Annotated in this window: 18 protein-coding genes; 9 read left to right on the top strand and 9 right to left on the bottom strand. The window is 66.4% G+C overall.

Going from position 1 to position 19,099, the window contains the following annotated elements; all coding sequences use genetic code 11:
- Window positions 1–59: 59 nt before the first annotated feature.
- The 6 genes from BT173_RS08600 (at window position 60) to BT173_RS08575 (ending at window position 7,637) form a co-directional block, all read left to right on the top strand.
- On the top strand, window positions 60–992 hold the full coding sequence (locus tag BT173_RS08600; RefSeq protein WP_072428243.1) for an AAA family ATPase: 933 nt from the start codon (window positions 60–62) through the stop codon (window positions 990–992).
- A 3-nt stretch (window positions 993–995) separates the two neighbouring features.
- The gene (locus BT173_RS08595) at window positions 996–1,976 is read left to right on the top strand and encodes a DUF58 domain-containing protein (protein WP_072428242.1); all 981 of its coding nucleotides are present in this window, start codon (window positions 996–998) and stop codon (window positions 1,974–1,976) included.
- Window positions 1,976–3,916, top strand: coding sequence for a transglutaminase TgpA family protein (locus BT173_RS08590; RefSeq protein WP_072428241.1), 1,941 nt, complete (start codon window positions 1,976–1,978; stop codon window positions 3,914–3,916). Before BT173_RS08595 ends, BT173_RS08590 begins: the two co-directional genes overlap by 1 nt.
- A gap of 78 nt (window positions 3,917–3,994) precedes the next feature.
- The gene (locus BT173_RS08585) at window positions 3,995–5,917 is read left to right on the top strand and encodes a putative bifunctional diguanylate cyclase/phosphodiesterase (protein ID WP_072428240.1); all 1,923 of its coding nucleotides are present in this window, start codon (window positions 3,995–3,997) and stop codon (window positions 5,915–5,917) included.
- 32 nt (window positions 5,918–5,949) lie between these two features.
- Window positions 5,950–6,648, top strand: coding sequence for a substrate-binding periplasmic protein (locus tag BT173_RS08580; RefSeq protein ID WP_072428239.1), 699 nt, complete (start codon window positions 5,950–5,952; stop codon window positions 6,646–6,648).
- A gap of 68 nt (window positions 6,649–6,716) precedes the next feature.
- A complete protein-coding gene (locus BT173_RS08575) occupies window positions 6,717–7,637 on the top strand; it encodes a GNAT family N-acetyltransferase (protein ID WP_072428238.1) in 921 nt (306 codons plus the stop codon).
- A 64-nt stretch (window positions 7,638–7,701) separates the two neighbouring features.
- On the opposite strand, the gene BT173_RS08570 is transcribed toward BT173_RS08575, so the two are convergent.
- From BT173_RS08570 to BT173_RS08560, 3 genes are read right to left on the bottom strand one after another with little or no spacing between them, the layout of a single operon-like run.
- A complete protein-coding gene (locus tag BT173_RS08570; RefSeq protein WP_072428237.1) occupies window positions 7,702–8,451 on the bottom strand; it encodes a pseudouridine synthase in 750 nt (249 codons plus the stop codon).
- A 1-nt stretch (window position 8,452) separates the two neighbouring features.
- Window positions 8,453–8,782 carry a YnfA family protein gene (locus BT173_RS08565; RefSeq protein WP_072428236.1) on the bottom strand — a complete coding sequence of 110 codons (330 nt, stop codon included), beginning with the start codon at window positions 8,780–8,782 and terminating at the stop codon, window positions 8,453–8,455.
- 48 nt (window positions 8,783–8,830) lie between these two features.
- Window positions 8,831–9,028, bottom strand: coding sequence for a hypothetical protein (locus BT173_RS08560; protein ID WP_072428235.1), 198 nt, complete (start codon window positions 9,026–9,028; stop codon window positions 8,831–8,833).
- A gap of 320 nt (window positions 9,029–9,348) precedes the next feature.
- Here BT173_RS08560 and BT173_RS08555 point away from each other — a divergent pair, with 320 nt between their 5' ends.
- The gene (locus BT173_RS08555) at window positions 9,349–9,945 is read left to right on the top strand and encodes a TetR/AcrR family transcriptional regulator (protein WP_072428234.1); all 597 of its coding nucleotides are present in this window, start codon (window positions 9,349–9,351) and stop codon (window positions 9,943–9,945) included.
- The gene (locus BT173_RS08550; RefSeq protein ID WP_072428233.1) at window positions 9,942–11,168 is read left to right on the top strand and encodes a DUF418 domain-containing protein; all 1,227 of its coding nucleotides are present in this window, start codon (window positions 9,942–9,944) and stop codon (window positions 11,166–11,168) included. The genes BT173_RS08555 and BT173_RS08550 overlap by 4 nt, the downstream gene beginning before the upstream one ends.
- Here BT173_RS08550 and BT173_RS08545 read toward each other — a convergent pair.
- Window positions 11,165–12,052 carry a DMT family transporter gene (locus BT173_RS08545; RefSeq protein ID WP_072428232.1) on the bottom strand — a complete coding sequence of 296 codons (888 nt, stop codon included), beginning with the start codon at window positions 12,050–12,052 and terminating at the stop codon, window positions 11,165–11,167. The genes BT173_RS08550 and BT173_RS08545 overlap by 4 nt on opposite strands.
- 93 nt (window positions 12,053–12,145) lie before the next feature.
- Here BT173_RS08545 and BT173_RS08540 point away from each other — a divergent pair, with 93 nt between their 5' ends.
- A complete protein-coding gene (locus BT173_RS08540; protein WP_072428231.1) occupies window positions 12,146–12,931 on the top strand; it encodes an AraC family transcriptional regulator in 786 nt (261 codons plus the stop codon).
- On the opposite strand, the gene BT173_RS08535 is transcribed toward BT173_RS08540, so the two are convergent.
- From BT173_RS08535 to BT173_RS08515, 5 genes are all read right to left on the bottom strand, one after another.
- Complete coding sequence (locus BT173_RS08535) at window positions 12,924–13,997, bottom strand: DUF1513 domain-containing protein (RefSeq protein WP_072428230.1); 1,074 nt, start codon at window positions 13,995–13,997, stop codon at window positions 12,924–12,926. The two genes, BT173_RS08540 and BT173_RS08535, sit on opposite strands and share 8 nt — an antisense overlap.
- Window positions 13,998–14,085: 88 nt before the next feature.
- Entirely contained in the window at window positions 14,086–15,243 is a 1,158-nt protein-coding gene (locus tag BT173_RS08530) for an imelysin family protein (protein ID WP_072428229.1), read from the bottom strand.
- A 166-nt stretch (window positions 15,244–15,409) separates the two neighbouring features.
- Window positions 15,410–16,804, bottom strand: coding sequence for a di-heme oxidoreductase family protein (locus tag BT173_RS08525; RefSeq protein WP_072428228.1), 1,395 nt, complete (start codon window positions 16,802–16,804; stop codon window positions 15,410–15,412).
- A 111-nt stretch (window positions 16,805–16,915) separates the two neighbouring features.
- Window positions 16,916–18,058 carry an imelysin family protein gene (locus BT173_RS08520; RefSeq protein WP_072428227.1) on the bottom strand — a complete coding sequence of 381 codons (1,143 nt, stop codon included), beginning with the start codon at window positions 18,056–18,058 and terminating at the stop codon, window positions 16,916–16,918.
- A 102-nt stretch (window positions 18,059–18,160) separates the two neighbouring features.
- Entirely contained in the window at window positions 18,161–19,006 is an 846-nt protein-coding gene (locus tag BT173_RS08515; RefSeq protein ID WP_072428226.1) for a hypothetical protein, read from the bottom strand.
- Between the last annotated feature and the right edge of the window lie 93 nt (window positions 19,007–19,099).

Below are 19,099 nucleotides of genomic sequence, written 5' to 3'. Positions count from 1 at the left end.
GTATAAACCAATACACGCCGTGCCAGTCCAAGCCCTTTTTGCCGGAATATATCCCCACCATGTCAGCTTCCCCCCGTCTCTCGCTCGCGCCCTTGCATGCCGTGCTCGCCCAGCTCGATGCCTTTATCCTCGGCAAGCCGCGCGAAACCCGCCTGGCGCTGGCCTGCCTGCTCGGGCGTGGTCATCTGCTGATCGAGGACGTGCCGGGGGTCGGCAAGACCACGCTGGCCCATGCATTGGCCGCCACCCTGGGCCTCGCGTTTCAGCGTGTGCAGTTCACCAGCGATATGCTGCCGGCCGATCTGATCGGGGTGTCGATCTATGAGCGCGACAACCATGTGTTCCGTTTTCATCCTGGCCCCATCTTCAGCCAGGTGGTGCTGGCCGATGAGATCAACCGCGCCACGCCCAAGACCCAGTCGGCTCTGCTCGAGGCCATGGAGGAGCGCCAAGTTACGCTGGACGGCGAAACCCGCGCCTTGCCCGAGCCCTTCTTCGTGATCGCCACCCAGAACCCGGCCAGCCAGATTGGCACCTTCCCGCTGCCCGAATCGCAGCTCGACCGCTTCCTGATGCGCATCACGCTCGGCTACCCGGATGCGGCGGCCGAGCGCGCCATGCTGCTGGGCGAAGACCGGCGCGATATGTTGAAGGATGCGCGCGCGGTGATCGGCAGCGCCGAGCTGGCCGAATTCCAGGCTGCGGTGCGGCGCGTGCATGTGGCGCCGGCCCTGGTCGATTATGTGCAGGCCTTGGCGCGTGCCACGCGCGATTCGAGCGAATTCCACAATGGCCTGTCGCCACGCGCTGCGCTCGGCCTGCTGGCTGCCGCCCGGGCCTGGGCTTTGCTGGCCGGGCGCGAGATGGTGATTCCGGAAGACGTGCAGGCGGTGTTCGGCCCGGTGGCTACCCACCGCCTGCTGGCCCGCGCCAGCAACCGTCCGCAGCCCGAGCTGGTGGCGCGCCTGCTTGGCGACGTCGCCATCCCTTAATCCATGTCTGCCTTTCTGAGCACCGTGCTGAGCCCGCTGACCCGGCGCTGGCAGCGCTGGCTGCAAAGTCGCCACCCGGTTGCGCGCGTGCAGAAGTTGACCCAGCAGCGCGTGTATATCTTCCTCAGCCGCAGCGGGCTCGCCTTCTGCGCCATGCTGCTGGCCATGCTGGGTGGCGCGATCAACTACGACCTGGCCCTGGCCTATCTGCTGGTCTTCCTGCTCGCGGCCATGGCCGTGGTGTCCATTTTCCATACCTTCCGCAATCTGCTGGGTCTGCAGATTGCGGCCGGGCGCGTCGAGCCCTGCTTTGCCGGCGAGGCGGCGCGCTTTGAGCTGCTGCTGGAAAACGGCAGCACGCTGGCGCGGCAGAATATCGTGCTCAGCTATGACGCCGCCCAGGCCGAGCTCGATGTCCCGGCCCAGGATGCAGCGCGAGCCTGGATCAGCCTGCCGGCCGCGCAGCGCGGCTGGCTCAGCGCGCCGCGCCTGCGCATCGCCAGCCACTGGCCGCTCGGGGTGTTCCAGGCCTGGTCCTATGCCTATCTGGGCCAGCGTGTGCTGGTCTATCCGCGCCCGGAGGCCGAGGCGCCGCCCTTGCCCGGCGCCGCCGAAGGCGTGGGCGAGGGCGTGGTCACCGCGCGTGGTCAGGATGACTTCGCCGGCCTGCGCCCGTTCCAGCGCGGCGATTCGCCGCGCCATGTGGCCTGGAAGGCCGCCGCGCGCGACGAGGGGCTGATGGTCAAGGAGTTCCATGGCGAGGCTTCGCTGGCCCTGTGGCTGGATTGGGACGCGCTGCCGCCGCGCATGGCGCAGGAGGAACGGCTGGCGCGACTGTGCGCCTGGGTGCTGGCCGCCCATGCGGGCGGACTCAGCTTTGGCCTGAGCCTACCCGGCCAGCGCCTGCCGCCCGAGCATGGCGATGCGCAGCGCGATGCCTGCCTGGCTGCGCTGGCGCTGCATGGCATACGGGAGGACGCCTGATGCAGGCCGAACGTCTGGATAGGGTGCAGGTCTTCGCGCTATTGGCGGTACTGGGCGGCCTGCTGCTGCCGCATGCCGAGCGCCTGCCCAGCTGGCTGCTGGCGGTGCTGGCCCTGCTATTCGGCTGGCGCCTGCTGCTGCAGTACAAGCAGTGGCGCATGCCGCCCAAATGGCTGCTGCTGCCGCTGACCTTCGCGCTGACGGTCGGGGTGTTCTTCGAATTCCGTACCCTGTTCGGGCGCACCGGCGGCATTGCGCTCTTGGCCATGTTGATTGGCGCCAAGCTGCTGGAAACCCGCGGCCGGCGCGATGCGCTGCTGCTGGTCTATCTCGGCTACTTCCTGGTGGTGACCAATTTCCTGTTCGAGCAGAGCATCGCGATGGGCATCTACCTGGGGCTGATGGTGCTGGCGATCACCGCCCTGCTGGTGGGCTGGCACACGCTGGGTGGTTGGACCGGCCAGCCGCGCCAGGCACTGGCCCAGCTGCGCCTGGCCGGCACCCTGATGCTGCAGGCCCTGCCGGTGATGGCCGTGCTCTTCGTATTCTTCCCGCGTATCGAAGGCCCGCTGTGGCGCCTGCCGCAGGACCGTAATGCCGCGCGGCCCGGCCTGTCCGACAGCATGGCGCCAGGCAGCTTCTCCAAGATGGGCCAGGATGATTCGGTGGCCTTCCGGGTCAGTTTCAATGGTGAAGGACCGAGCCAGGACCTGCTGTACTGGCGGGGGCCGGTGTTCGACCATTACGACGGCCGGGTGTGGACCCAGGGGCCGAGTGGCTTGGCCGCCGAGGGCGTCATCCAGGGGCGCGGCCAGCCGCTTGACTATGTGCTGACCCTGGAAGCGCACCAGCGTCCCTGGCTGCTGGCGCTGGACATGCCGGCCAGCGTGCCGCCCCAGGCGCGACTAAGCGAGCAATACCAGCTGGTCGGCCGGCGCATCGTCGACAAGCGCCTGCGCCTTGAGCTGCAGGCCTGGCGTGACTACCAGGTAGGGCAGATCGAGAGTCCGCTCCAGCTCGAGCGCGCTTTGCAACTGCCCGAGCAGGGCAATCCGCGTGCGCGCCAGGTGGCGGCCGGCTGGCGCAGCCTGCCGCCTGCGGAGCGGGTCAACCAGGCGCTGCGCTTCTTCGGCAGCCAGGGCCTGCAGTACACGCTGGAGCCGCCGCTCTATGGCCAGCAGTCGGTGGATGAATTCGTATTCGCCGGCAAGCAGGGCTTTTGCGAGCACTTCGCCGGTGCCTTCGTCTTCATGCTGCGCGCGGCCGGTGTGCCGGCGCGCGTGGTGGGCGGCTACCAGGGTGGTGAGCAGAACGGCGATTACCTGATCGTGCGCCAGGCCGATGCGCATGCCTGGACCGAGGTGTGGCTGGACGGCGTGGGTTGGCGCCGCGTCGATCCGACCTTCGAGGTGGCGCCCGAACGCATACGCGAAGGCCTGGCCTCGGCCGTGGGCGCCGAGGAACTGCCTTATCTGATGCGTCTGGACAACAACCTGATCAAGCGCGTGCAACTGCTGCTCGATAGCGCGGTGAATGGCTGGAACCAGTGGGTGATCGGCTACACGCCCGAGCGCCAGCGCCAGCTGCTGCGCCGTCTGGGCATCGATGACCTGTTGTCCGGCCGCTTCATTGCCTACTTCCTCGGCGGCTTGTTCGGCCTGCTGGCCATTGTGGCCGCCAGCCTGCTGTGGATGGCGCGCCCACCACGGCGCGATCCGGCTCGCCAGGCCTGGGAGCGTTTCTGCCGCAAGCTGGCGGCGCGTGGCGTAGAGATCGGCCCGGCCGAGGCGCCCAGCGATTTCGCGCGGCGTGCCAGGCAGGCGCTGCCCGAGCAGGCCAACCAGATCGATGCGATCGTGCAGGCCTATCTGGGCGTGCGCTATGGGCAGGGCGAGGATGTGGCGCAGCTCTGGCAGCGCGTGCGCGCATTTCGCGCTTGATAGGGCCTAGGGTGCTGAAATAGATTGAATGCTCTAGCATCAATCAGCAGCACCTTATTCGTTTCCCCGAGCCGATCCATGTCCATCGAATCTGTCAGCGCTGCCCCGGCTCTTGATGCAAGCTCTCGTTTCCAGGCCCGGCGCGTAGGCCAGATCCTGCGCCTGGCGCTGGCCGGCATTGCGCTTAGCGTGGCCCACCATGCGATTGCGCAGAACTGGCGCACGGTGGGCATCTTCCTGCTTGGTGCGCTGGGTCTGCTGCTATCGCTGGCGCTGCTGCGGCGCAACCGGCCGCAGGCTGCCACCAGCCTGATGCTGGCGGTGCTGACCGTGATGATGCTGACCTTTGTCTGGCTCAATCAGGGCCTGCGCGACCCGGCCGTGTTGGCCCTGCCCGGCATCCTGGTCTTCGCCGCCATGCTGGGCGCGCGTCGCCTGTTTGTCTCACTGCTGCTAATCATGTTGCTGGCCCTGGCCGGCCTGACCCTGGCCAATGTGCAGGGCTGGCATGTGAATCAGATCAAGCCGGTGCGACTGAGCAGCCTGATCGATATCGCCGCCATCCTGTCCGTGATCGGCTTTGCGGTGTGGCTGATGGCCGGCGATCTGCGCCGCGCTCTGAGCCGCCTGGAGTCGGAAAACCAGCAGGTGCGCCTGTCGCAAGGGCGGATCGAATACCTGGCTCACCACGATGCGCTGACCGGTCTGCCCAATCGTGTGCTGGCGCGCGAACGATTCGCGCAGACGATTGCGCTGGCCGAGCGCGCGCAGACCGAGGCCGCACTGTTATTTCTCGATCTGGACAATTTCAAGACCATCAATGACTCGCTCGGCCACGCTGCGGGCGATGAGCTGCTGCGCCAGTCTTCGCGCCGGCTCAGCCAGTGGGTGCGCAGCAGCGATACCGTCTGCCGCCAGGGTGGCGATGAATTCCTGGTCATCCTGGGCGGCATGCCGGATGGCGATGCGATCGCCGATGTGGCGGTCAAGCTGACCCAGCTGCTGACCGACCCCTACAAGCTCGGCGGCCTCGATGTGACGGTAACCAGCTCGATCGGCATCGCACTGTTTCCCGAGGATGGTACCGATTTCGACACCCTGTTGAAGAAGGCCGATATGGCCATGTACCGGGCCAAGGAATCGGGGCGCAATGCCTTCCGCTTCTTCGATACCGAGATGAATTCCAGCGTGGTCGAGCATCTGCACCTGATTTCGGGCATGCGCCAGGCGCTGGCGAGCCAGGAATTCACCCTGCACTATCAGCCGCAGTTTGATCTGGCCAGTGGTGCCGTGGTTGGTGCCGAGGCCTTGCTGCGCTGGCGCCACCCGGAACTCGGGCTGATCCCGCCCGGCAAGTTCATTCCGGTGGCGGAAAAGAGCGGGCTGATCATTGATATCGGTGCCTGGGTGCTGCAGGAGGCCTGCCGGCAGGGCATGGCCTGGCAGGCCCAGGGCCTGGGCGAGCTGCTGCTATCGGTCAATCTCTCGCCCGTGCAGTTCCGGCGCGGCGATATCGAGCGCGTGGTGTTGAATGCGCTGGACGAATCGGGCCTGCCGGCCGGTCACCTCGACCTGGAAATGACCGAGTCGCTGCTGATCGATGATTCCAGCCAGCTCAGTGAGCTGCTGACCCGCTTGCGCGCGCTGGGGCTGAGCTTTTCCATCGACGATTTCGGCACCGGCTATTCCAATCTCGGCTATCTGAAGCGTTTCGAGGTCGAGCGGCTGAAGATAGACCAGAGCTTCATCCGCCGGCTGACCGAGCAGCCGCATGACGAGGCCATCGTGCGCGCCATCATCCAGATGGCGCACAGCCTGAAGCTGACCACGGTGGCCGAGGGGATTGAGGATGCCGCCACCCTGGCTCGCCTGCGCGAACTCGGCTGCGACCGCGGCCAGGGCTTCTACTGGTCGCCCGCCCTGCCGGCCGAGGAGTTTGCCGCCTATGTGCGCGCGCAACGCCAGTCGGCCGGCCTGGCAGCGGGTGCCCAGCCTGCCTAAGCTGAAGCCCCTGCTTCCCAGGAGTACTGCCGATGCGCGGTCATTACCTGTGTGTGCTGCTGATGCTGAGCGGCCTGGCCTTGGCCGAGCCGATTCGGCTGAATACCCATGACCTGCCGCCCTATAGCAGGCCGACCGAAAACGGCCAGGCCGAGGGCATGGCTGTGCGCGTCGTGCAATGCGCGGCCGCGCGCTTGGGCGAGACCGTGCGCATCCAGTTCTACCCATGGCCGCGCGCGCAGTCGCTGGTACGGGAGGGCGTGGACGATGGCTTCTTCGCCGCCTCGCAATCGGCCGAGCGCGACCAGTACGCCACACTCAGCGCCAGCATCGCACCACAGCAGTGGCGCTGGTATCTGCTGGCTGGCAGTACGCTCGACCCGCTGTCGGCCGAGTTCCACCGCTCGGCCAGTGTCGGCTCGTTTCGCGGCGGCAATATGCTCGACTCCTTGCGCAGCCGCGGCTTCCGGGTGGCGGCCGTACCGACCCAGAACGAAAACCTGCTCGAGATGCTGCTGGCCAAGCGGGTCGATGCCATCCTGGCCAATCACCTGGTGATGAACCAGCTGATCGAGCAGAAAGGCCTGCTTGGCCAGCTGCGCTCGGTGCTCGACCAGGACAAGCCCCTGGGCGTGTATTTCGCGAAGACCTTTCTGCAGCGCCGCCCCGCGCACTTCATGGCCGATTGGAACAAGGCGGTCGAGGCCTGCCGGCGCAAGCGTGGCGAATAGCGCAGCGCGGCCCTGTTTATCGTTGGGCTACGCCGGGTTTGCGCGGCCAATCTGCTAGCCTGCACGCCATGTTCGCTATCCAGCCCTACCAGCATGCGCTGCATGCCCAAGTCGTTGTCGATTTCTTCAACCTTTGCCACGCGCGTGACCCCAGCCAGTTCGGCCTGACGCCGACGCGCTGGCAGCAGTTCGTGGCCGAACCCAGCCGTGCCATGGGGCGCGACTTCCGCCTGGCCTGGGACGGCACGCAGCTGGTCGGCATGGCCTATTGCGCGCTTGAGGATCAGCCGGGCGGGGCGATGCGCTATGGACGCATCCTGGTGCATCCGGATTGGCGCCGGCGTGGCATTGCCAGCGCGATCTGGCAGCAGCTGAGTGCGCTGGATGGCGGTCGGTATGGTTTCGAGTGCACCTGTCCGGTGGATTGGCAGGCGGGTCTGGCCTTTGCACAGCGCTGCGGCTTTGGCGAGCAAAGTCGTGAACTGGAAATGCGCCGCAGCCTGAGTGACGCCGATAGGGTGCCGACCTGCTCCCCGGTGCGCGCCCTACGTCGTGACGATGCGGCCGATGCGCTGGCCTGGCGCGAGATCAGCAATGCCGCCTATGCCAGCCACCAGCCGCCGGTCAGCCTGCTCGACGCGGCCGATATCGCCGCGCGGCTGGCAAACCCGACACTATCTCTGGGCTTTATCGAGCAGGCGGGCGTGCCGCTGGGCCTGATTCAATGGGAGAACGACAGCGAAAGTCATGCGTATCTGAACAGCGTGGCGCTGCTGCCGAGCGCGCAGGGGCGCGGCTTGGCTGGCGAGCTGCTGCGCTGGGCGCTCGGGGAGATGCGTGCGCAAGGTTTGGCGCGCGTGGAGCTCACGGTGTCCATGCACAACCATGCCGCGCGTCAGCTGTATACGCGGCATGGCTTTCAGCCCTATGCCGAGACCGTATATCTACACCGCCCAGCCACGACCGGCATCCCCAGTACGGCGGGATAAGCCTGTGCGCGAGCTGTGGATAAGTCGGGCAAGTGTTTGAGGCGAGGCGGAAAAGCCTGCCTGCCTAATTTTCAGGCAATGTGGCCAGGCTGGCCGACCAACCCAGCGCGTTCACCACGGCGACAAAGTCCTCGGCCAGCGGGGCCGTGATATGCAGCGGCGCGCCGCTGTGCGGATGCCGGAGCGTGAGCTGGGTGCAGGCCAGCAGCAGGCGCTGGCTGCCGAATAGCTGGGTGAACAGGCGGTTGTGCTGGCCCTTGCCATAGGTGGCATCGCCGATGATGGGGTGAGCGATATGCTTGAGATGGCGGCGCAGCTGGTGCTTGCGCCCAGTAACCGGATCAAGCGCCAGCAGCGCATAGCGGCTTTCCGGGTAGCGCGCATCGACCTGATGCGGCAGCGCCACCCGCGCCAGGCAGCGGTAGCGGGTCAGTGCATCCTGGGCCGGGGCGATCACGTCTGGCTGGCGTTCGTAATCGTCGTATTGGCGGCTGAGCGGGTGATCAATCTCGCCCGCATCCTGCGGCCAACCGCGCACCACGGCCAGATAGCGCTTGTCCACCGTGCCGGCCTCGAACTGGCGCGAGACTGCGCGCGCGCTGTCGGCATCGAGGCCGAACAGCAGAATGCCCGAGGTGCCTTTATCCAGGCGGTGGATCGCGTGGACGCGCTGGCCGATCTGGTCGCGCACTTCCTGCAGGGCAAAACGGGTTTCGCGCCGGTCGATTTCCGAGCGGTGCACCAGGAGGCCGCTGGGCTTGTGGATGGCGATCAGGGATGCATCGCGATACAGCACCGGATGGGTGTAATGCATATCAGCTCCGCCCGGCCAGCATGATCACGCCAGACCCGACCAGCACCAGGGCCGCGCCGGCCAGGTCCCAGGGGCTGGGGCGTATGCCGTCCACCAGCCATAACCAGCCCAGCGCTGCAGCTACATACACACCCCCATAGGCGGCGTACACGCGGCCACTGGCGACCGGATGCAGGCTAAGCAACCAGACGAAGACGGCCAGGCTAAGCGCGGCGGGTAGCAAGAGCCAGACTGGGCCGCGCGATTGCAGCCAGAGCAGGGGCAGAAAGCAGCCAATCAACTCGGCCAGGGCGGTGAGGAAGAACAGCAGGAAGGTCTTGAGCGGCAACATGGGCGCTACTGTAGCGCGCCGCCCGCCTGCTGGGCAGGATGGCCGCGATCAGGCGGCTTGCAGCGCGTAGTGCTCGAGCGTGCGCAAGAGGCCGGCTGGGATGGGGCTGCTCGTCGCCACCGGCGCAGGCTGGCTGATTTCAACCCGCAGCAAGGGCGCGCGCTTGGCATCCTCCAAGGCCTGCAGTATCTGGCGGCGCTGGGTCAGCACGAGATTCCACATGGCTTCCTTGTCGGCGGTCGGCACGGTCTTGGTCCTTGCAAGCAATAGGTTGAACGGAAGGCGGCCAGCGGGGCCGCCTATGGCTGGCTTGAATGCAAGCTCTATGCCAAGTGCATGATTGACAAGGATTTCATTCTATTCCCCAGTAGTGACGGGCCAAGGCCGATACGGCGGCGTTGGCCTGCTTGGATCAAGCCGCTGCAAGGTGGACGAAAATCGGCAATCTATGCCGCCCACCGCACCAAGAAGAGGCTGCTGAGTGGCTGTTTGCCGCGCTCGCTTGCCTTCCTGCCTAGTCTGGATTTTAATAGATCGACTAGTTAGTCTATTAATTGGAAGGTGCAATGCGCAAACTCGATCCGGACAAGCATGCGGCGCGGCGCGGGCAGATTCTGAACGCCGCCACTCAGTGTTTTGCCGAGCGTGGTTTTCATCAGACCAGTACCGCGCAGATCTGCGCGGCGGCCGGCATGAGCCCGGGCAATCTATTCCATTACTTTCCCAGCAAGGACGCGATCATCGAGGCCATTGTGCTCGAGGACAGTGCGGCGATGGCTGCGCGCAGCGCTGAGCTGGCCCGGGAGGACGATCTGCGCGCGGCCCTGCGCCGCATGCTGGATGAGGCGCTGGCCAGTCTGGCCGATCCGCTCTACCGGCGTATCAGCATGGAGCTGATGGCCGAGGCGGTGCGCAATGCGCGCCTGTTTGCCCTGGTGGCCGAGAACGAGGCGGCACGGCGTGCCGGCTGGCGCCGGCTGCTGCAAGGCGCTCAGGCCAAGGGGCAGATTGCTGCCGGTGCCGAGCCGGAACTGCTGGTGGATGCCTTGCTGGTGCAGCTGGATGGGGTATTCAGCCGCCTGCTGCTGGATGGGGATTTCGACCTCGACCGTTACCGCGATCTGCTTGAGCAGCAGTTGAACAGCCTGTGGAGAGCCGCATGAGCACGCCAGAACATGTGCGAATTGCGCAGATCGATGCGCTACGTGGCGCGGCCCTGCTTGGCATTCTGCTGATCAATTTTGCTGCGATGGCCAGTGGCTACTTTGGCACAGGCCTGCTCGACCCGCGTCATGCAGGTCTGTGGGATCAAATGGTCCAGCAACTATTGACCGTGCTGGTGGAGACCAAGTTCTATCTGCTGTTCTCCTGCCTGTTCGGCTATAGCTTCACACTGCAGATGGATTCGGCCGAGCGTGCCGGCGCGGCGTTCTCGGCGCGCATGCTGCGCCGCCTGGCCGGTTTGGCCTTGCTTGGTCTTGCCCACGCGCTATTGCTATTTCCTGGCGATATCCTGCTCTGCTACGCCTTGTTGGGCTTGGTGCTGCTGTATCTGCGCCGCCTGTCCGATCGCGCGCTGCGGCGCTGGGCGATCGGACTGTGGCTGGGCCATGCACTGCTCTGGTTGCTGCCCGCCGGCTTGCTGGCCCTGCTGGCACCCGATGCGCCTAGCGAGGCGGGTGTAGACATCTTCCGCCGTGCCTGGGCCAGTGAGCTGGCCTATCGCGGCAGTTGGGCCACTACCCTGGCCGAGCACTGGCGCGTCTGGCATCAGGAAATGAGCTGGGTGCTGCCGCTGGTGCAGATGCCCAGCGCGCTAGCCATGTTCATCACCGGACTCCTGCTTGGACGCGCGCGCTGGCTGTCCGAGCCCACAGCGCAGCGTGAGCTGCTGGTGCGACTGGCGTGCCTGGGCTTGGTGCTCGGCCTGCCTGGCGCACTCTTGTATGCGCAGGCTGGACCGGGCTTGCCGCTTTGGCGGCAGCTGGCCCAGGAGGGGATAGGCATCCTGAGTGCGCCCTGGCTCAGTGCTGCCTACGCCGCGCTGTTCTTGCTCGCGCTGCAAGGTGCGTGTGGCGTGCGCATGCAGGCCTGGCTGGCGCCGGCCGGGCGCATGGCCCTGTCGCACTACCTGCTGCAGTCACTTTGCGGCAGCCTCTTGTTCAGTGCCTATGGACTGCGCCTGTATGGCCAGCTGGGCAGCACGGCGGTGCTGGGCTTGGCCCTGCTACTGTTTGGCGCGCAGCTCTGGCTTAGCCGCTACTGGCTGGCCAGCCATCGCTATGGCCCGGTCGAATGGGGTTTGCGTGCGCTCACGCTATGGCGCTGGCCGGCCTGGCGTCGGGCCGACGAGCAGCCCGCTGCATCCCCGCTGGCACCGCGCTAGTCGGGCTGTCGCTTGCGCCACAAGCGGACCAGGCTGCCCTGGCTCAGGCTGACCCCAAGCAGGATCGCGCCGCCGCCCAGCCAGTGGTAGGCATGGATGGTTTCGCCCAGCGTGGCGCTGGCGATCAGGGCGGTGAACAGCGGCAGCAGGTTCATGAAGATGGCAGTGCGTTCGGCACCCAGGCGCGCGATGCCGCGCATCCAGAAATAGGCAGCCAGTACCGAGGAAGCGATGCCGGCAAACAGCACCAGCGGCCAGCCAGCGGGCGGGATGGCCAGGCTGTCGGCGCTGGCGGCCAGCGGGCTGAGCAGTAGCACAGCCAGCACGACCTGCACATACAGATTGAGCCAGGCGCCAAATGGCGGCGCCCAGCGGCGCAGCAGGATGCCGTACAGCGCATAGGCGCTCGAGCCAACCAGCATCAGTGCGTCGCCTGGGTTGATGCCGCCGTCGAGCAGGCTGAGCGGATGGCCGGCACCGAGCAGATACAGCACGCCGGCCAGCGAGCACAGCACGCCCAGCATCGCGCTGCGGCTGACCGCCTGACGAAACACCAGGCTGTTCAGCAGCAGGCCGAGCAGCGGGATCAGCGCGCAGATCACCCCCATATTGGTGGCACTGGTGCGGTGGGCGGCGTAATAGGCTAGGCATTGGTAAAGCACCATGCCCAAGAGCGCCAGCACGGCAAAGCGCCGCCAGTGCGGGGCAATCGCATGGCGCTCGCGCCAGAACGCGCGCAGGCAGAAGGGGCTGAGCACCAGCAGCGCCACGAACCAGCGGTAGAAGGAGATAGCGGCCGGGTCGAGCACCTGGGCGGCGGCCTTGGAAACGACGGTGTTGGCGGCCCAGATCAGCACAGCCAGCAGGGGAAACAGGGCGGACATGCGCATTCCTCATCAAACGGCTGCCAGTGTAAGCATGGCGGGTTCGCTGCTTATAATGCAAAGCAGACAAAACTATGCCGCGAAGCCGTCAAGATGCCGCTCCCCTATCCCGCCAGTGACTTGTCCATGCCCGAACCGGCGCCGCTCAGCCTGCGCTATGACCATTTCGAGGCGCGCACCGATTTCGACACCCACCGTCACCCCTGGGGGCAGCTCAATCGCATCAGCCTGGGCCTGATCGAACTCGATATCGCCGGCCTGCGCCTGACCGCGCCGGCCGACTATCTGGTGTGGATTCCGGCCGATCTGCCTCATGCCGCCCATGTGCGCCAGGCCATGGACTACACCTCGATCTATCTGAGTGCGACCGCGGCGGCCCGACTGCCCGCGCAAGCCTGCCTGATTGCGCAGACGCCGCTGGTACGCGCGCTGCTGGATGACTTCTGCCAGCGCCGCCTGAGTGGCATGCAGGATGAATGGGATGTACGCCAGGCCGAGCTACTGATCGAACATCTGGCGCGCGCCGGCCACCAGGCCAACTTCCTGCCGGAAAGCCAGGACCGCCTGCTGGCGCCGATTCTGCATGCGTTGCGCCTGGCGCCTGACGAGGCCAGCACGCTCGCGCAGTGGGCCACGCGCGTGCACAGCACCGAGCGCACGCTGGCGCGCCGTTTCCAGGCCGAGCTGGGCATGAGCTTTGTGCAATGGCGCAATCGCGCGCGCTTTGTGCAGGCGCTGGCCTGGCTGAAGGAAGGCTGGCCGGTTCAGGAGATTGCCGCGCGGCTCGGCTATGGTACGCCGTCGGCGTTTATTGCCATGTTCCGCAAGCAGGCCGGTTTCTCGCCGGAGCGTTACCGGCGTCAGCTGCTGGCTAGCTGACCACGCTCAGGTGATTGTCCCAGTGGTGGGGATACTGCTCGGTATGCTGGAGTGCGAGGCCGGGCGCCAGTCGCCACAGCTCGCCGCCTTCGCCGCTGGCCAGCCATTCGCCATTCAGCGCCGCGGCGCCGAAGACGCGCGGCAGGGCCCGCTGGGCGGTGGGCCGACCTTCGCTATCCCACTCGGTCAGCAGATTGCCGGTCGGGCAGGGCATCAGGAAGCGGTTGTCCTGGGCCGCCAGGCTGGCCGCATAGCCGCGCATGCCCTGGCATAGCTCGGGCGAGCTGTCGGCATAGCGGAACTCGCCCTCGCGCAGAATGGCTAGCATGGGCGAGTTATTGCTGCCCTCGTTCTGCAGCGCCGCGCCCAGCGTGCCATCGCGGGTGACAGCCAGATGGCGGATGGACAGCTTGCTGTCCGGCAAACGGTATTCCTGCAGCAGACCGCCATCGCGCCCGTCGATCAGCACCAGCGACGGGTCCATGCGCTCAATATTGCGCTTGTAGCGACCGGTTTCCGGCAGGGTCAGGATGCCGCCATTGGCCACCGCCAGCGTGTTGCGGTCCAGCCAGAGGATTTCATGCGGCCCCACGCCGTGGCTGGGGTATTCTTCCAGGCGCTTGAAGCTGCGCGCATCGCGGATGGCCAGGCGGCCCGCGCCTGTGCGCTCATCGGTCTCGGCGGTGATCAGCTGCTTGCCGTCATGGCTGAATACTGCATGGCCAACCAGATTGCGCTCGTCCTCCAGTTCATAGCGTTGCAGCAGCTTGCCGCGCCGCCAGTCGATGCGCGCCAGGAAGTAGCCGGGCCGCCGTGTCACCACGATGGCCTCGCCATAGCGCTGTGGATCCGGAATCAGCACATGGCCGCGCGCGGGCAGGGCGGCGCCGGGCTGGGCCAGCGTGCCGGCGCACCAGGCTTCGTCCCCATCCCAGCCAGCGGACAGGATGACCGGCGCGCGCGCGCCTGCGCCAAGACGCTTAGCAGCCGACCAGGCCGGGCTGGCCAGCGGCAGGGTGGCCAGGCTCAGGCTGGCGGCGAGGAATTGGCGACGGTTGAGCGACATGGCGGGGGTTCGAATCTGGGTGGGAAAACGAGCACGCCATGTCTAGCTGGGCTGGACATGGCGCGTTGAGGCGAAGAAACGACGTGGCTTAATCGCCGTCGCTGTCCTTGAAGCCGATGGTCACGCCGACCGCATCGGCCACCTGCAATTCAACCAGGCCTTGCAGGCGCTTTAGCGAATCGAGCAGCGGCTTGAGCACGGCCGGGTTGCGGCTGGCGGCCGTCGCCACATCCTCAGGCAGCTTGGCCAGCGCGGCGCGGCTCAGCACCAGCTCCTCCTGCAGATGCTGGGCCAGCAGCGGCTTCTCGGCCCGCGCGAGACGCTCGACAAAGCTCGGGCTGCCGTCCTGTCCACGTGCCAGGAACAGGCTTTCCAAGCTGCCGAGGGTGGCGGCGAGGCTGGCCTTGGTGTGGTGGCTGCGCCAGGCGTCGAAGTCCTGGCGGGCCGGCTTCTTGGGCGCCTTGGCGCCGCCCAGACGGGCCACCTTCTTGTCGCGCAGATTCTGCAGGCTGCCGGCGATCAGATTGATGCCTTCCTCGAACGCCTGTCGGCCGGTTTCATGGTCGTGCTGCTCGCGCTGATAGGCCTGCCAGTCGGCCAGCAGACCCCGGCTTTCGGCAGCCACATCATTGGCCAGCGCCACGCTGTACTGGCAGCGCTGGCGGAAGTGCAGGCGGCCGAGCTGGGCCTTGGCGCGGTCTTCGCCCCAGAGCAGGAATTCCAGCGCCGGCAGGCCCTGGGCGGCGGCGCCCACGCTGTCGGCAATCGGCGCGTCCTTTTCCACCAGGCGGATCGCTTCTTCCACCTTGGGTGGGCGGGTCGGCCAGACATCGATCTGCCAGGCGGTACGCCGGGTCAGGACAGGGCCCATGGGCAGGGCTTCCACACTGCGCCAGGCGGCATGAGTGGCTTTCCAGGCCTGGCGCGCCTGTTCGATCTGCTCGGGGCGCAGGCGGCGGCATAGCTCGGTGACGGCGCTCTGCAGCTGGGCGCTGTGATCGGCCAGCGCCTGGATACGCGGCAGCTGCTGGGCCTGCCAGTTGGCCACCGTGGCGGCGGCATCCAGGCCGAGCGCGGCACTGGGTGCGGCCGGTGTGCTCACCGCAGGTGCTGCGGCAACGCTAGCGGTGGTGGTCGTGGGCGCTTGCGCTGCCGGGGTGGGACTGGGCTGGGCGGCTTGCTGGGCCGGCGTGGCGCAGGCGCCCAGCAGCAGGCTGGCGGTCAGGGTCAGGTAAAGCGGTTTCATAGTGTCGGTCCTTGCCAGGTGGGCCGCCCGGGGCGGCCACCCGAGGGCTGGCAGATAGAACGATGGCCGGCAAGCTGCTTGCCGGCCGCGATGCGGGCGCTGTGCCACGCGCGGGGCGGCTGCGTGGTACTAGGCATACCCCTCGCGGAGTACGCCCTGGCGCGACTCACAGTGACTGTAGAAAGGCGACAAGGTTCTCACGATCCTGCTTGTTCAGCTTGAGCACATGCTGCTTGGCACCTTCCGCCTCGCCACCGTGCCAGAGCACGGCCTCCATCAGATTGCGCGCGCGGCCATCATGCAGATAGCGGCTGTGCTTGTTCACAGCCGGAACGAGGCCCAGGCCCCACAGCGGCGGCGTCTTCCAGTCACGGCCGCTGGCCTGGAAGTCGGGGCGGCCATCGGCCAGGCCTTCGCCCATATCGTGCAGCAGCAGATCGGTATACGGGTAGATGGTCTGCTGGCTCAGCTGCGGCAAGGCCTTGAAGTTGCCGGTCGTGTACTTGGGTGTGTGGCAGGTCGCGCACTGGGCCTGGTAGAACACCGCGCGGCCGCGCTGCACCGCCGGGTCGTCCTGATTGCGCGCCGCCGGCACGGCCAGCGTGCGGCTGTAGAAGATCACCTTGTCGAGCAGGTCTTCGCTGATTTCCGGCTTGCCACCGCTGGGCGCCTTGCGGCAATCGGTCTGCGCCTGGGTGCATTCCTCATGCGGATTGCGCTTGGAGGTGATGCCGATATCACCGAGGAAGGCGCCCGCGCTCTGGTGCGCCACGCTGGCGGTATTGGCTTTCCAACCATAGCGGCCGATCAGCATCTTGCCCGCATAGGCATCCCAGACCCGGTTTGGGCGACCCTTGATCGCGCCGCCCGCCGCAGCCTGTGCCTTGGCATTGGCGAGGATGTCCTCAGGCTTGATCGCTTCCAAGAGGCCCAGGCCGATCATCTGCGGCGCAATGCGCGGCGACAGCATGGTGTCCGGGTGCATGGGGCCATAGCCAAGATCGACCAGTTCGTACTTGGGCTTGAGCAGCGTGTAGCGTTCGCCATCGGCAAACTGGCCGCTGATCTCGCTATAGCTGATCTTGACCTTGCCCTCGGGCTTCACATCACTGACCGCGTCATTATTGAACTGGCCGCCATACACCGGCTCGCCGCGTGGGCCGCCATGCGCATCCTGGCCCGGTATCGACAGGCGGATCAACAGCGCCATCGGCTGCTCGTCTTGCAGGCCGTTGGTGAAGGTCGGTGGCGCGCCGCGGCCATCCAGCGCATGGCAGGCGCCGCAGGAGCGAGCGATGAAGTGCGGACCCAGGCCATCACGCCCGGTGGTGGAGGCGGGCGCTTCCACCCAGTTCTTCTTGAAGAAGGAATTGCCGACCACGAAGTCGGTGCGCTGGCGGTCGGTCAGATTGGCCAGGGGGAGCGAGAAAGCATTTTGGCCATGGTCGAACACCGTGGTCTGGCCGCCGGGGCGCGCTTCGCTGGCGTCATAGGCGGGCACCAGGGCCACAGTGGTGGCCGTGGCGGCTGAGATCAGTAGCAGGGGAAGCAGGATTTTCATGCGCAACACTTGGAGGAGAGAGGGCCGAAAAAGCACCGGGGCACGACTGCACGCAGTCATGCCCCGAGTGTAGCGTGGCGGACTTAAGCGAAACTTAAGCGCGCTCAAGCCTTACACATTGGTATTCAGGTTCTTGATACCCAGGGCCTTGGCGGCATTCACGAGGTCGGTGGCCTGCTTCTTCAGCGCATCGACCACGGCGCGTACGCGCTTGCGACCTGGCGCGCTGTCCTTGCCGACGATTTCCTGGTCGAACGGGGCCTTGATCTCCTCGGCCAGCTTGACCGAGTTGGCGATGTCGGCGCTGGTCTTCTCGGCCAGCTTGGCATCCTTGACGGCTACCAGTTCGCGCAGCGAGGCACCCTTGAGCACACTGCCATCAGCGCGGGTGTAGCTGCCTTCCCATACGTTCTGGATGCCCTTCGCATTGGTCACCACATCGCGGTGGGTGTTGTCCGAGAAGCAGCTGTGCTCGTCTTCCTGCGACTTCGAGGCCAGTGCGACTTCGATGCGCTCGCCGGCCAGCTCGCCGCGCGACAGCACGCCGATGCCGGTCAGCATCTTCTGCACGGCTTCCTTGTCGGCCACGAAGCCGGCGCGATAGTTCTTGGCATTCGGTGCCCAGGCTTGGGCGAGGCCGGCCAGATCGTCCACCAGCAGGTCGGTGACGAGCTTCAGATAGGTACGACGGCGCTCGGCGTTCTGACCCTTGCCATCGATGAAGTCGCTGGCGGGGCGCGCGCCTGGGCCGGTCTTGCTCAGATCCTGACCCCACAGCACGAACTCGATCGCATGCCAGCCGGTGCTGATGTTCTCTTCGCCGCCTTTCTCATTCAGGCCGATCAAGGCTTCACGCGTCAGCTTGGCCTTGGGGTTGTTGATGATGCCGGCCTTGTTCTTGCCCTTCACGTAATCGACATAGGCCTCGTCCATTGGCCAGGCATTGATCTGGCCTTCCGGGCCGGTTTCGCCATCGATGGGGCCGCTGTAGAAGCGGAAGGCTTCCGTCTGACCGTACCACTCGCGCGCAGCCAGCCAGCTCTCGCGTGCCTTGGCCAGGGTTTCCTCGCTCGGGTTGGCATTCAGCGCATTCACCGCGGCCTGCAGGGTGCGGGCGGCACCCAGGGTGTCCACATAGTTGGCGTGCACCACGCTGGCATAGTGTTCGGCCACGGCTTGTGGGCTTACCTCGGCGCGGGCGGCCAGGCTGCCGGCCATCAATGCAGCGATCAGGGTCAGGCGAAAGGCGGTCATGCGATTTCCCATCTGTATGTTCGGATGGAGGAAATGCTAAAGCTAATGCGAATAATTATCAAATAAATGATTGCCAATATGGCCGAGCTGTCGCATCCGCTTTCAGTACAGCCAAGCCAGCACCCAGGCCAAGCCCAGGCAGGCTGCCGCCTGCAGCAGCGGGCGCAGCGTGGCGCGCCACCAGCCCGGCTGGTGGCCGCTTAGCACGAAATGCACCAGCAGCAGGCCCAGCACGGCCGGCAGCAGTTGCCCGTAACCGCTAATAGCCCAGCAGCCCCAGCCCACCGCCGCCACCGCGCCCAGATGGGCGAATGCACAGCGCCAGCCCTGGCGGCGCGCCTGGCTATACGGTGGTGCGCGCAGGCCGAGTGCATCGAGCTGCTCGGCGCTGATGCTATCGGGCGCGGCCGCCAGCTCGGACGCTTCCGCCTGGGCGTGGGCGAAATCGCGCCCGGCCGCCACCAGCAAGCTGGCCAGGCCCAACGCCGCCTCGCTGGGCGCCAGCTCGGACGCCTTGGCCGCATGTTGCGCGCGTAGCGCATCCACCACTTGGCGCGCCTGCCAGCTGGCGCGTGCGCCAAAATAGGCCGCGCCGAGCAGGGCCCACAGAATCAGCACCAGCTGACGGCTGGCATTCAGGCTGCCCAGGCCCAGCAGGCCGGCGATCAGGCACAGTGCCAGCAGCGCACCGAAGCGGGCGCGCTGCGCCAGCGGCGCCATGGCGTCAAAGCGATAGGGCAGCAGGCCGGGCATGGTCAGCCAGGGTAATAGCCAACCCGGCCCGAAGCTGCACAGCAGGCGGCCGAGCAGACGGCCACGCAGGCTGCAGGCGCCTTTGGGCAGGCGGGCCGCGATCTCCAGATGCCACCACTGGCGCGGCGTGCCGGACGCTGCATCGGCCAGTAGGAGATGCAGGTGACGGGCGTCGCTGGCAGGAATATTCAACATTTGCGGTCTAGCATGAAGGCTGCCACCTGGGGTGGCACAGATTGGGGCGGTGTGCATGCGCCGCTGCTGCATGCCCAAGCCGGGCAGACTCTT

Origin of the sequence: Chitinimonas taiwanensis DSM 18899 (genome assembly GCF_900119825.1) — a bacterium.
GTDB lineage: Bacteria > Pseudomonadota > Gammaproteobacteria > Burkholderiales > Chitinimonadaceae > Chitinimonas > Chitinimonas taiwanensis.
Note: the sequence above shows the minus strand (reverse complement) of the source record. Positions and strands in the feature narration are given on the sequence as shown.

Bases quoted from the DNA above. Each gene is read 5' to 3' on its own strand.
- BT173_RS08600 (WP_072428243.1), top strand. From the start codon at position 60: ATGTCAGCTTCCCCCCGTCTCTCGCTCGCGCCCTTGCATGCCGTGCTC.
- BT173_RS08595 (WP_072428242.1), top strand. From the start codon at position 996: ATGTCTGCCTTTCTGAGCACCGTGCTGAGCCCGCTGACCCGGCGCTGG.
- BT173_RS08590 (WP_072428241.1), top strand. From the start codon at position 1,976: ATGCAGGCCGAACGTCTGGATAGGGTGCAGGTCTTCGCGCTATTGGCG.
- BT173_RS08585 (WP_072428240.1), top strand. From the start codon at position 3,995: ATGTCCATCGAATCTGTCAGCGCTGCCCCGGCTCTTGATGCAAGCTCT.
- BT173_RS08580 (WP_072428239.1), top strand. From the start codon at position 5,950: ATGCGCGGTCATTACCTGTGTGTGCTGCTGATGCTGAGCGGCCTGGCC.
- BT173_RS08575 (WP_072428238.1), top strand. From the start codon at position 6,717: ATGTTCGCTATCCAGCCCTACCAGCATGCGCTGCATGCCCAAGTCGTT.
- BT173_RS08570 (WP_072428237.1), bottom strand. From the start codon at position 8,451: ATGCATTACACCCATCCGGTGCTGTATCGCGATGCATCCCTGATCGCC.
- BT173_RS08565 (WP_072428236.1), bottom strand. From the start codon at position 8,782: ATGTTGCCGCTCAAGACCTTCCTGCTGTTCTTCCTCACCGCCCTGGCC.
- BT173_RS08555 (WP_072428234.1), top strand. From the start codon at position 9,349: ATGCGCAAACTCGATCCGGACAAGCATGCGGCGCGGCGCGGGCAGATT.
- BT173_RS08550 (WP_072428233.1), top strand. From the start codon at position 9,942: ATGAGCACGCCAGAACATGTGCGAATTGCGCAGATCGATGCGCTACGT.
- BT173_RS08545 (WP_072428232.1), bottom strand. From the start codon at position 12,052: ATGTCCGCCCTGTTTCCCCTGCTGGCTGTGCTGATCTGGGCCGCCAAC.
- BT173_RS08540 (WP_072428231.1), top strand. From the start codon at position 12,146: ATGCCGCTCCCCTATCCCGCCAGTGACTTGTCCATGCCCGAACCGGCG.
- BT173_RS08535 (WP_072428230.1), bottom strand. From the start codon at position 13,997: ATGTCGCTCAACCGTCGCCAATTCCTCGCCGCCAGCCTGAGCCTGGCC.
- BT173_RS08530 (WP_072428229.1), bottom strand. From the start codon at position 15,243: ATGAAACCGCTTTACCTGACCCTGACCGCCAGCCTGCTGCTGGGCGCC.
- BT173_RS08525 (WP_072428228.1), bottom strand. From the start codon at position 16,804: ATGAAAATCCTGCTTCCCCTGCTACTGATCTCAGCCGCCACGGCCACC.
- BT173_RS08520 (WP_072428227.1), bottom strand. From the start codon at position 18,058: ATGACCGCCTTTCGCCTGACCCTGATCGCTGCATTGATGGCCGGCAGC.
- BT173_RS08515 (WP_072428226.1), bottom strand. From the start codon at position 19,006: ATGTTGAATATTCCTGCCAGCGACGCCCGTCACCTGCATCTCCTACTG.